This window comes from Enterococcus phoeniculicola ATCC BAA-412, from assembly GCF_000407505.1.
GTDB lineage: Bacteria > Bacillota > Bacilli > Lactobacillales > Enterococcaceae > Enterococcus_K > Enterococcus_K phoeniculicola.
Window position 1 is genome coordinate 410,820 of the sequence record NZ_ASWE01000002.1, and the last position, 12,730, is coordinate 423,549.

Consider the following 12,730-nt stretch of genomic DNA (forward strand, 5'->3'; position numbering starts at 1 on the left):
TTTTTCTACTAATTAATGAAACCTATAAGTATTTTTCTAAAGCTACAGCAATCCCATCTTCATCATTTGATAAAGTGACATCATCAGCAATTTCCTTCAACTCATCAACAGCATTACCCATTGCAATTCCAGTACCTGCATATTCGATAATTGAACGATCATTTTGCCCATCGCCAAAAGAAAGAATTTCATTTTGAGTGATAGAAAGCTGTGCAGCAATTTCATTAAGTGCTTTTGCTTTATCAATTCCTTTCATCGTAAACTCAAAATAGAAAGGAGCAGAAAAGGCAGCTGTTACTTGGTCTAAGAAGGGTTCTTTTATCGCTAAATGATTTTGTTGCAGATACTCAGGATCTCCTGCGATAAGAATTTTATATAATGGAAAATCAACAAATTCAGCTAAATCCTTCACTTCACATAACAAGAATTGCCCACCTCTTGATTCATACTCAATAATGTTAAACGGACCATCAGGTAACTGTAGTTGGTTGTTGTATACATCGTTCACGTACATATACGTTTCATCATTAATCATAGGAATTAATTGAAACTGTTTTAGATGGTTTAATATTTTTTTTGCAGAATCATTAGGAATTACTTTGCTAAAAATAGGTTGATGCGTTAAACAATCCATTGCAACAGCTCCGTTGTAGGATACTAAGAAACCTTCATAGACATCCATGAGCAGCTCTTTAGCAAGCGATAGCATACCGGAGGTTGGTCGTCCAGAAGCTAGAATCACTTTCACTCCCTTTTTTTGCGCATGAATTAATGATTGTTTTGTTTTTTCGGATATTTTCTTTTCTGAGGTTAATAGGGTGCCATCAATATCTAATACGATTGCTTTGATTGTCATAATAAAAACTCCTATTCTAATTTGATATTAGTCTGTTGTTAATTCTATTAAATTTCCTTCTGGATCAGCAATGACCGATTCATAGTACCCATCTCCGGTCACTCGAGTAGGGCTGACCAGCGGATATCCATTGGCAGTTAACTGTTCAGTTAGACGATCAACCTCTGTTCTGGTTCCAACCGAGAGTGCCAAGTGTGCATAACCAGTTTGAATAGAGGCGTTTGCTGGAATCTCTTCTTTATGCATTATTTCCAGACGACTACCTGTTGAGAATGTAAGAAAGTAAGAAGAAAAGCCAGTTTTTTCATTTTTGTAGAGTGAATTACTGCGTGCTTTAAAATAGGTTTCGTAAAACTGCTTCATTCTTTCAAGATCATTTACCCATAAACCAATATGTTCAATTTTCATAATTTTTCCTCCTATATTTATTTTTATATCTTTAGCAGGGCTCCTCCAATCATGACATTCTCTGGGAAATTTTTTTGCAACAACTACTCAGCGCCACACATTATTTTTCAAAGTGACTCCAGACGATTAAGATCGTTCCGTTGTCAATTTCAAGTTCACTACTACTTCCAATGGGATATAGAGGATGAGTGGCTGTATAAATTTGAACGTTCGGTCCAAGTAGAAAATGGAGATAGGGCACACCTTTAAAAATGTGCAATTGAAAGTTAGCAAGAAATTTTACCTACAAAAATAGTTCATCCATAGTTAGAGGAAATAGAGGGCTCTGCAGTAAGAACTTCAACATGGACACCAAATAGTTTTTTACTAACTGTTTTCGTAATTCATAGTTTTATACATTGTTAATCAGAGCTATCCGTATTCTATAAATGATCTCCAATCATTTTTTAGCTAAGTTGTGTGTCTTGTAGAAGTCCTCCCTGGAATTTAAAAATTGTTTAGAAAACTAGTTACGTGTTTATTTATATCAAAATTAAACTGAATTTTCTTTTTACCTGACTAACTATGTGTTTCTTTACATATATATTTATACCATTGTTAACAACATTAATAAAGATGTTTTATTAAATAATTTTTGCTATGCTAATTTTGCTGCAATAAAGGAGGGAAAATATGAAATCTTATGGACCTGAAAGAATCAAAAAGCATAATCAAAAATTCATAAAAAAAGTTTTTAATGATAACCAGAAGCCGTTAACGAAGACTCAGCTAGCTAAGAGTACAGGCCTTAGTGTAGTAACCATTAATAAACTATTGCCTGAAATGATTGCCAGAGGAGAGTTAATAGAATTAGATAATCCAATCGTAACAGGTGGTAGAAAAGCTTCTGTTTATAGATTAAATGCTAATTATCATACAACACTTATTGTTCAATACGTTGCACAGGATGAAGAAATGACTGCAAATTTTTCTGTCGTGAATCTCGAAAATCAAATAGTTAAAAAATATAGAAAATATGAAGAGCAAATTGAACTAAATGGACTAAAAAAAGAGATAGGGCGCTTACTTCAAGAATATCCCACTATTTCATCACTTGTAATTGGCGTTCCTGGAACAGAAATAAATGGCTATTTAAAAATCATGGATTACTCTGCGCTGCTAAATATAAATCTTACTCAACAAATTCGTGATACTTTTCATTTACCAGTTATAGTAGAAAATGACATTAATGCAGCTACGTTAGGTTACTCTTTAAAAAACAAGGGAAATGAGAAAGTAATTGCTGGTGTATATTTTCCAGAAAAATTTCCACCTGGTGCTTCTTTAGTTATCCATAATCAGTTGTTTCATGGGGGTCATGGTATGAGTGGAGAGATAAAACATGCTCCCCAATTTTACCAACAAGAATTTCCGATTACTGATAAAACACTTTATAGAGAACGTGTCATGGAGAGTCTTCAAATTCTTGTCAGTCTTTATGATCCAGATGAGATAGTTGTTTACAGTGAAAGTAAATTTCTTCCTTTAGATTGGGAGGAAGAGGTCCTTTCAAAATTAGATACGCTTTTTCCATATGATATTTCTTTTTTTATTAAAAAGTCATCATCATTTTTAGAAGAATATTTTATAGGTCTTAATTTTATTGGCATTCAGCTGTTAGAGGATTTAGATGACTAACTAGTTGATAAGAAAATACTAAGTGAAATCTAGTCATTTTTTCATTAATATGCTATTATGCTAGATAATTAGTGAAAAGGAGTGAAGGTATGTTATTTGGAACAGCAAAATGGAATCAAAAAGATCACTTAGAAATTGGTGGCGTTGATACAATAGAATTAGCAAAAAAATACGGCACTCCATTATTTGTCTATGATGTCCAACATATTAGAGAGATGGCACGCGGATTTAAACAAACATTTGAAGAAGCAGGAGTAAAAAATAAAGTTGTCTATGCAAGTAAAGCATTTAGTTGTTTAGCTGTGTATAAAGTCTTACAAGAAGAATCATTAACTTGCGATGTTGTCTCAGGTGGAGAGCTTTATACAGCGATTCGTGGAGGAATGAATCCTAGAGACATCGAGTTCCATGGAAATAATAAAACAAAGAGCGAACTACAAATGGCTGTAGATGAAGGTGTGGGAACCATTATTGTTGACAACTTCTATGAAATACAGATTTTAAGTGAAATTCTACATACTGAGAAGAAGAAGCAAGAAGTATTGTTTCGTGTAACACCAGGGATTAGCGCAGAAACACATGATTATATATTGACTGGACAGGCAGATTCAAAGTTTGGATTTGATGTAGCCAGTGGTCAAGCAAACGAGGCGCTGTCTCAACTTTTATCTGATGATGTATTTATTGTAAAAGGTGTACATTGTCATATCGGCTCTCAAATTTTCTCACCAGAAGGCTTTATTGCGGCGGTAAACATTATTTTTGATTTGTTAAATACATGGAAATTAAAAATGAATTATCTAGCGGAAGTGTTTAACATTGGCGGTGGATTCGGTATTCAATATACGCAGGCAGACACTCCTGTTTCTCCTTCCGAGTTTGTAAAAACGATTATTCATCAGGTGAAGGAAGCATGTCAAAAGAATGATTATCCATTACCTGAAATTTGGATAGAGCCTGGCAGAAGTATTGTTGCTGAAGCTGGGGTTACCTTGTATAGTGTTGGGGCACAAAAAGAAGTACCTGGAATTCGTAAATTTGTTTCTGTTGATGGTGGTATGGGAGATAATATACGTCCAGCATTGTATGATGCAGCTTATGACGCAGTGGTGGCAAACCGCAAAGCAGAATCGGCGGAAAAAATAAGTATTGTTGGAAAGTATTGTGAATCAGGAGATGTATTAATTCGAGAAATTGATTTTCCAAAGGTAACGGATAAAGATATTGTGGCACTAACAAGCACTGGTGCTTATGGCTACTCTATGGCAAGCAATTACAATAGAAACCCTAGACCTGCAGTTGTTTTTGTTGAAGATGGGCAGGCGACCTTAGTTGTTCGAAGAGAAACTTATGAGGACATTATTCATTTAGATGTACCGATTACTGAATAATAATTATTTTAAACTGAAAAAAATGAATTAGAGAAAAGCAATGAATGGTTAAGGAGGAGGAAGACGACCTTGTTTGGCTATTACTTGTTTTTTTTCTATTTTTAATAGAGGTGTCAGAGTTTTTAGTTACAGATAGTCTTGTATAGAAATAGATGTACCGAGAATGGAGAAGAGGATATTCTCATTTACAAATGATAAAAAAAAGAGTATTATGGATAGGAATCTTGCTGAGGAGTGTGAAAAGATGAGCGAAACAAATCAAGCATGGAGTCCGGAAGAAATTGAGTCTATTAAAGAACGAATTTTAATGGCATTAGAAACCGTTATTGACCCCGAACTAGGTATAGACATTGTAAATTTAGGTTTAATATATGAAATTGAGTTTGAACAAACGGGTGAAACAGTAATAAAAATGACTCTGACAACTATGGGCTGTCCATTGGCAGACATTTTGACCGAACAAATTCATGAAGCGATGAAAGAAGTCCCAGAAGTTACAAAAGCAGAAGTGAAGCTGGTGTGGTATCCCGCATGGACGACGGATAAAATGAGTCGTTATGCACGAATTGCTTTGGGAATTCGTTAGGGAATAGAGTTGATTTAATGGGGCTCTTTGTCAAATGGTGTTGTTTTAAAAATAAGTCGCAGAATTGAGAACATTTCAGTGTTCTCTTTTTTGTTTTTTAAATGAGTTCACAGAGACCTTGTTGGACAAGAATACGCAGGCGTAGGTGGCGAAATGTTCGAAATTCAAAGGCAATTCGTTTCTTTATTCAACTGCTAGGCAAGTTGGTCAATACAAGTAAAGAAGCCCTTATAATCCTTATTTTCAAAGGTAGAGTTCTTGAAAAATTTTATAGTTTTCTCTAAGGTCAGAATCCACGCCTAGGAGATGATCCAAAACCTCTGATTCTGTTACATATCTCTTTTGAAAGAGAGGAAACTGTTTGAGTGCACTGTAGTTAATGTTTTTATGTTTCTTTAAAAGTGTCCGCCAATATTTTTTTAACTTGCGATAGTTCTTTTGGGCAATGAAATCACTTTTTTAGTTGATTCATTGCCTGAATTCGCTACTTATTAAAGGCTCTACTCAGTTGTTGAATCACATGAAATCGATCAATTGAAATTTTAGCGCAAGGAAATACATCTTTTACAAAGCTACCATAAGAAGCATTCATGTTCATGACAATATGGGTGACTTTCTTTCGCGCTTTTAGCGTAAATCGTTGAAAATACGCACGTAGTTTGAAGTTTCTTCGATCGCTTAAACTATCAAAAAGTTGTCCTGTATCTGCGCCACTGACGATAAAACACATGGTACCTTCACGATCTTTCGTTCCTTTAAACTCAATCAATAAATGAGCTGGCAAGTAGTGGGGATTAAAACGAGGTTCTCTATGAAAAGAGTCTAGGACTCGTTCAACCGTTTTAAAAGAGACAAGAGTTCCCAACTATCTTTCATTGAAATTTTACGCTTCAAATCAATGGCAATAGCGAATTTCAATGGATTCGAAATGTAACAATTTTCCTGAACATAGGTCTTCTGGGAAGAGAAAGCGGCTGTGTACGGTTTACAACGAAAGCACTACTTAGATAACAGTAGGTAAGGAACCTCTTAATACGGAATGAGCTAAAGAGACGCTCATAATACGTATGACGAATGATACATTGTCCTTCATTGACACAGCCACAAGCTGGGCAACAAGAAGGCGTATAAGTAAGTATACCGGTAAAGACATTAGTCAGTTTACCAGAGATGGTTTCTTTAGCTAAGGGGTCCTCTACAAAGTAGAGGTTTGAATCCTTTATGTTTAGTAACTTTTTTATTAATTCACTTGTCTTTTCCTCTTTTTTTCTGTTAATCTTAGTCATAGGCATTTGGTTTCTCCTTCTATATTTTGTTCGACGACTTAATTATAGAGGAACCAAATGCTTTTTGTTATAAAAAAATTTGGTGTTCCTACTCTTTTTTGAGTGACAACACCAAATATTATAGAGACACTTTTATTGTTTATTATTCTTTGTTTGCAATTAAAGTAGACCCAGTGTGTTCAGGTAAAGCGATATTTTTCCAATCTATACCATAGAAATCTTCTTCATATAAATCTGAATAGACTGAAGTATATCTATTTAATAATTCTGCCCCTGCGTTTGTTATATATAATCGAAGTATGTCCTCAGATAATTTATAGTGGGATAAAAGACCAGTGGAAAATAGTTTTTTTAGAAATTTATTGAAAGATTCAGTTACAAGGTTAATTGCTTTGTATTTACTGTGATTATATTCTTGATAAAAAACCATACTCTGCACATTATTATCAAAAATACCAAAAGTATTATCAATATAATAAAAAATGTCTTGCTTTGATGATAATTTAAGCGTTTGAAGAACAAAATAATCTGCATAAGTAAAACTTGTCCAAGGTGAATATTCTAAATAATTTAAAATTTTTTCTACTAATTTATCTGAATTGTTTCCAAAATAGTTAAAGGATTTATTACTATAAAAGCTTGAGCTGGAGCTATGTGTGCTAATTCTAAATTGACAATAGTAATCGGTATTTTGCTTTAATACGGTTACATAGAGACTTTGTCCATTAGTGGAAACTTTACTAGAAATTACTTCATAGTTGTGCAACATTTTTTTTAAAATAGGTTCTAAATGCTGAATATGAGACAAGATAAGATACCTCCTTTGTAAAAAAATTTGAGTATTTATATTGATTATATCAAAAAAAACAGATTGATTACTTATTCTTTTGTTTGACATAAAGGGAAAACATTTGTACATCAACATTCATCACGGTTTTCAGGAAGTGACCATAATGAAAAAGACCTAAATTTGTCAATATAGTGATTAATACCTCATAAAAATTGGGATGAAAATAAATCATAATTTTGAATACCGACTGGCTTAGAGGTAAATATTTTTTTAAACCATTCTGTTGTCATTAGATTATGAAATAAGTATAAAATTTTAGATTAATAGTGAGAACAGTGTGGTTAGTTTTTTGATAGATAACGAGCTAACTATATTTTTAAGGGCCAATTCAACCATTCTTTGAGGTATAATGAGCCTACAAAAGTTAATAAAAAGAAGTCGGAATTAGGAATCAGTATCGTTAATTTAGGCTTGATTTATAATATTGAATTCAATCAGAAGATGCGGCACGGTAATCAAAATGACTTTAACAACAATGTGTGGATGTTAAATATGATGAAATTTGATTGTTAGAGAACGAATTAAATCACTAAAAAACAAAGAAACGTATCAAAAATCTTTTTTGTAGATTTTTTGGTCCGTTTCTTTGTTTTTGGAGTGACTATTTATATCACATTTCCATTTTGATTGGAAGTTTAGTGAAGGAATCTTCAATATATATGATACAATTATTTATATATTGAAAATAAGAGGTGATAATGATGCTTTTTTCTATGATAAAACCTTAAATTTAAAACATTTAACAGGCGACGAATTAGCTGGAGAAATGCTGAAAAAACTAGAATCTTATGGTGATAGTAATATTGCCTTTAATAATAATGAGATACTCTCTTGGAAAAAATCTTTACCATTATTAATTAAACTAATTATTAATGCTGGCTTAGGTGAACTAGATCTAATACTAGAATATGAAACTCCGCTAAATGCAAGAATTGATGCGATATTGACTGGGTATCATCTTGAGACTAATAAACCGACAGCAATAATAATTGAATTAAAACAATGGGACTCCATAGATTTAGATTTTGATGAATCAGTTACTGAAGTCAGATTGAAAAATGTTAGTGAAAAAACTAATATTAGAAGTCATCCTATCGTTCAAACGCATACATATAAAAAGCATCTTATATATAACCATTCAAATCTTGGCAATAATCAAGTTGATTTAATAGAAATACAATATTTACATAATTATATTAATAAAAATGAACTGTTTAGTAATCAATATAGTATTTATGAATCACGAAAGAATCATTGCTTTGTTCGAGGAGAAGAGGATGAATTAATTGAATTTCTAAAATCAACCTTTAAAAATTGTATCTCTAGAGGCGTTACAAAGCAAGTTATTGAAGGTCAGTACTCTATGGAAAAATTAGGATATGAAAATTTAGTTAATGTATTAAATGATGATGGACTTAGCCCCTTGTTAGATGAACAAAGAGATATCTCAGCTAAAATTAGTAAAATTTTTAAAGATAACGAAAGAAAGCATTTAATTATGATTAGTGGTGATTGTGGCACTGGAAAAACCTACCTAGGATTGTATCTTTTGAAGCAATTTATCGATATATCAGGATCGAAAAATGCAGTCTTTACTGCAACAAGTAGAATAATAAATGCCATTATTAGTGGACATACTGAAATAAAAGCCCCTTATGTTAATCGGTTATATGGAATCTTCGATTTAGTAATTATTGATGAGGCTCACAGGATTCATGACTTAGATGAGGTACTAGATAGGCTATACAAAGTAAATGAAGTTAGATTTGTTATTGTTTTGCAAGACGATAGACAAAGAGTTCGAATTAAAGAAGAAGGACTGAAGAAAAACTTTAAAAATTATGTAGAAAAAAGTAAAAATCAAATTGAGCTTCATCAAGAGTATCTATCTGTTCAGAAACGTTCAATGTATCAAAGTAGCTATGTTGATAGAATAAATGATTTATTTTCGATAATTCCTCAAAAGAAAACCTATAAACAAATAGATAGGTATGAGATACAAATGTTGAATACATTAAATGAAATAGATTTGATACTTGATAAATATATAGATAGCGAAGAAAAAGCTCAATGGTTTGCACCATTTTGTTGGGAATGGACTAAGGATGTGAGGAATCATGATGTTATTATTCCAGAAGAAAATTTTTATAAGCCTTGGAACCCAATAAATGAACAATTTAGATGGTATTCAGAAATTAAAAAATGTCATAAAGACAGAATTGGTTGTATTTATACTGCTCAAGGACTCGATTTTGATTATGTTGGCTACATTTTTTGGAACGATTTAGTATGGTCAAATCAAAGTAATGAATGGATAGTTGATTTAAATCAGAGTCATGATAAACAATTTATAAGAGAAATAGTAGAGACATACGGTGGACAATTGAAAAATCGTGCACCTCAGGAGGATTATTGGACAGTGTATAGAGATGGAGAAATCTATAGATTAAACAGATTTATATATGAGTTTGGCAATCCAAACGAAGTAAAAGAAATACATATAGGGTATTGATGACACGTGCTAGGAAAGGAATTTATATTTGGTTTAAAGATAGTGAAACAAAAAAGAAAGTAAAAGATTTTTTGTGGAGTGATAATATTGACAAGCTATAGAGTGATAAATTTGAGACTAGTAGATGGAAGGATTGTTAATCAGTTAGAAGAATATCAAAAATACGTTTTAATAAATAATCCTGTAACATATATTTATTATAATCTGAAAAATAGGAAGATTTATGTTGGAGAAACTAACAGTTTTAACTCTAGACATAGTCAACATTTAGGAGAAACTAATCCTAAATTTAATTATCAAGAATTTACCAATTGTTTAGTAATCTACTCTAATTTATTTAACAAATCTGTAATACTGGACTTAGAATCATTAATTCTAAACTATATGATTGCAGAAGCTGATAGCACAAGATTTGTATTTGCTAATGGAAATAATGGCCAGACTGAGTTGATATATAAAAATAAGGAGGAAATATTAACAGAAGTTTTTTATAAATTATGGACTAATGAATTGCATGTATTAGGATTAGTTAATAATCCAAATATTAATGAATTAAGAGAGAGTCTTTTGTTTAAATATTCGCCATTCAAACAACTATCACCTAAACAAAAAGAAATTGTGGACGAAATAGAAAAAAATATAACAAAAAAATATTTAGTGGAAGCTCCAGCTGGTTCAGGGAAGTCTGTTCTTTTTACTAATTTGGCTTTTTCTTTAGCTGAACGGAATCCTAATTTAAAAATAGGATTAATTACAACAGGAAATTTAACTAAACAGTTTAATTTAATTTTCAAGTCAATTGGCTTAAATGAACGTTTAAAAGTTAAAACAGGTTCTCAACTAATACTGGATGCAAAAAAGAATGATAAAAAATTTGATATTATTATTGTAGATGAAGCCCATAAATTGAAACAACATTATAGAAAAGGCCATCCGAACGCAAGAAGACATCTTAAGGAAGGTGAAGAGGAACTCACCCTTCTTGAGGGGATAACGGATGGATTAGTTCTGTTATATGACCCTTATCAAGGTATTAAACCTCAAAATATCAGACCTTCAAAAATAAGGAACCTCACGAAAGAATATAAAAAATTAATGTTGGTGCAACAGTTTAGAATCGGAGGAAATGGAGATTTTTCTGGAGAAGATTTTTTAAAGGGAATATTATACGGTTTACAATTAAGCGATAATAAAAATTTCAATACTAAAGTTTTTAAAGATGACTATTTTAAAATTGTAGATACATTTAAAGAAGTTATTGACTATATAAATATCCATTCTCACGCTTATCCAAAAACAACTAATAGAGTTATAGCTGGTTATTGTAGAGAATGGATATCCAATACTAGTAAAAAAGAAAATAAAGGTAAAAAGCTGGAAGAATTACCATATGACTGGAATATAGACGGTATAAACAAAAGATGGAACTCGACATATGAAGATTGGGTAAAAAAAATAAACTCAGAAAATGAAATAGGCTCAATACATGCTATCCAAGGCTATGATTTAAACTATTCTGGAGTCATCATTGGTAATGATATTACTGTAAATGATGGACGAATAATTGCTGTTTCTGAAAATTATAAAGATATTGGTGGAACACCTTTAAAAGAAGAGTTTAGTTTATCTGAGTTAACAGAATACATATTAAATATTTATTATGTACTTCTGTCAAGAGGTATGGATGGCTGTGCTGTATATTTTGAAGATAAAAATGTGGAAAAAATATTTAGGGAACGAGTTGGATTGTAGAAAAATCATTTCTGATGACTAAAAATAAATACTAAGTATCTAAATATTTGAGCGTTTCTAAAAATTTCTGAGTTATTAGAGAGCGGTTGGATAAAACAACTAGTAAAGTCATACCCAACTCATTTCTATCGCCCACTTCATTAATTACCATTCTAAACAAATAATGAGAATAGCTAGATGCAACTAGAAGTAGCAAGATTGCAACTGGTGTATTCTTGTATTCAATTGCTTGGTTGGGTTATTATGTTTTTTATGAAGGGAGATGATCTAAGTGTTTGGTAAAAAGCTACAGCAGCTAAGAAAAGAAAAAGGGGTATCGCAAGAAGAACTTTCAGAAATACTAGATGTTTCACGACAGTCGATTTCAAAATATGAGAATGAGACAGCTCAACCTAGTTTTGAAAAATTACTTTTACTATCTAAATATTTTAAGGTATCCGTTGACGAGTTATTGGGAAATGTTGAATTGAAACAACAAGAAAAACTTTTGCCCGTTACTGGTACTGGAAACAATAAAATTTTAATTATAAGTCAAATCGATAATAAAGCATCGTCTTTTTATAAATTTATTTTGAGTCCTGTATTTGGTAGAAAAGAATATCATCCGGAAATACTGCTAATGGGTGTAGATGGTCACAGTTTTTGGGGGGATAGTGCAGTTACTCTTGGATGGTATGCTACTAAAGAGGATGCTGAAAAAGAATTAGCTGATATTTTGAAAGCTATGTCAACTAATGAAGCAACCTATGAATTGAAATACTATGTAAAAGTTAAGAAAAAAGGTTTTTTAGATTTTGAAATCGATGAAAAATAGTATATAAGTTAAAATGAGTATATACCTATAGTAAGTGTTATGTGTCATATTTTTTTCATATTGCAATAATTTTTATAGAGTATATTTTGTTACGGAGAGGAAAGAAAGCCGCTATTTTTTAATTCGAATAAAAAGATTGCTGGTTGTTTTTCTAACTTTGTTTTACTTAAATCTGATGATTATTTGTTCTCATAATTAATTTTATGGGAACTTTTTTATTAATCGAAAGGATGGAAAGTGAAAGGTGAATAGCCTAATTTCATCTGGAATAGTCATCAATTAACGTTTGCTTAATACATAGTTCAACTACTATTATTGAGGGTGAAAAAGCTTATGATGAGGCAAATTCTGAAACAATCAAGTACTTACTATTGTTAACGTTTAAAAGACCGAATTCTAAAAGTTAGTAAAAGAGTCTAACTTTTAGAGGCTGTTTTTTATTAAAAGAATTATTCCGTAACTAAATGATGTTTAAATGACTCGTTTTAGAAAATAACCAGACAAACTATCAATTTTTCACTAGATAGTTTTTTTAAAATTATTTTTTAGTTTAAATGATTTTCTCTTTTGATTTGTTTATTACTAGTGAAGAATGAAA

Annotated in this window: 12 protein-coding genes; 7 read left to right on the forward strand and 5 right to left on the reverse strand. The window is 31.5% G+C overall.

Annotated features, from left to right (window positions below; all coding sequences use genetic code 11):
- Positions 1–22: 22 nt before the first annotated feature.
- Positions 23–856, reverse strand: coding sequence for a Cof-type HAD-IIB family hydrolase (locus I589_RS08675; protein WP_010768474.1), 834 nt, complete (start codon positions 854–856; stop codon positions 23–25).
- Between the two features lie 27 nt (positions 857–883).
- A complete protein-coding gene (locus I589_RS08680) occupies positions 884–1,264 on the reverse strand; it encodes a VOC family protein (RefSeq protein WP_010768473.1) in 381 nt (126 codons plus the stop codon).
- 672 nt (positions 1,265–1,936) lie between these two features.
- Here I589_RS08680 and I589_RS08685 point away from each other — a divergent pair.
- The 3 genes from I589_RS08685 (at position 1,937) to I589_RS08695 (ending at position 4,918) form a co-directional block, all read left to right on the forward strand.
- Entirely contained in the window at positions 1,937–2,941 is a 1,005-nt protein-coding gene (locus I589_RS08685; RefSeq protein ID WP_010768472.1) for an ROK family protein, read from the forward strand.
- Positions 2,942–3,030: 89 nt separating this feature from the next.
- Positions 3,031–4,332, forward strand: a complete 1,302-nt coding sequence (lysA, locus tag I589_RS08690; protein WP_010768471.1) for a diaminopimelate decarboxylase — start codon at positions 3,031–3,033, stop codon at positions 4,330–4,332.
- A gap of 244 nt (positions 4,333–4,576) precedes the next feature.
- A complete protein-coding gene (locus tag I589_RS08695) occupies positions 4,577–4,918 on the forward strand; it encodes a metal-sulfur cluster assembly factor (protein WP_010768470.1) in 342 nt (113 codons plus the stop codon).
- A gap of 484 nt (positions 4,919–5,402) precedes the next feature.
- Here I589_RS08695 and I589_RS18600 read toward each other — a convergent pair whose 3' ends face one another.
- The 3 genes from I589_RS18600 to I589_RS08705 form a co-directional block, all read right to left on the reverse strand.
- A complete protein-coding gene (locus tag I589_RS18600; RefSeq protein WP_245561653.1) occupies positions 5,403–5,648 on the reverse strand; it encodes a transposase in 246 nt (81 codons plus the stop codon).
- A gap of 184 nt (positions 5,649–5,832) precedes the next feature.
- Positions 5,833–6,210, reverse strand: a complete 378-nt coding sequence (locus I589_RS18605; protein ID WP_010768469.1) for a hypothetical protein — start codon at positions 6,208–6,210, stop codon at positions 5,833–5,835.
- Between the two features lie 136 nt (positions 6,211–6,346).
- A complete protein-coding gene (locus tag I589_RS08705; protein WP_010768468.1) occupies positions 6,347–7,012 on the reverse strand; it encodes a hypothetical protein in 666 nt (221 codons plus the stop codon).
- A gap of 721 nt (positions 7,013–7,733) precedes the next feature.
- On the opposite strand from I589_RS08705, the gene I589_RS08710 reads away from it, so the two are divergent.
- From I589_RS08710 to I589_RS08720, 4 genes are all read left to right on the forward strand, one after another.
- A complete protein-coding gene (locus tag I589_RS08710) occupies positions 7,734–9,566 on the forward strand; it encodes a DNA/RNA helicase domain-containing protein (RefSeq protein ID WP_010768467.1) in 1,833 nt (610 codons plus the stop codon).
- Complete coding sequence (locus I589_RS18785; RefSeq protein WP_010768466.1) at positions 9,566–9,667, forward strand: hypothetical protein; 102 nt, start codon at positions 9,566–9,568, stop codon at positions 9,665–9,667. Before I589_RS08710 ends, I589_RS18785 begins: the two co-directional genes overlap by 1 nt.
- Positions 9,645–11,318 (forward strand): DNA/RNA helicase domain-containing protein, encoded by a 1,674-nt coding sequence (locus tag I589_RS08715; RefSeq protein ID WP_245561652.1) that lies wholly within the window; start codon positions 9,645–9,647, stop codon positions 11,316–11,318. Before I589_RS18785 ends, I589_RS08715 begins: the two co-directional genes overlap by 23 nt.
- A gap of 271 nt (positions 11,319–11,589) precedes the next feature.
- The gene (locus I589_RS08720) at positions 11,590–12,132 is read left to right on the forward strand and encodes a helix-turn-helix domain-containing protein (protein ID WP_010768464.1); all 543 of its coding nucleotides are present in this window, start codon (positions 11,590–11,592) and stop codon (positions 12,130–12,132) included.
- Positions 12,133–12,730: the final 598 nt, after the last annotated feature.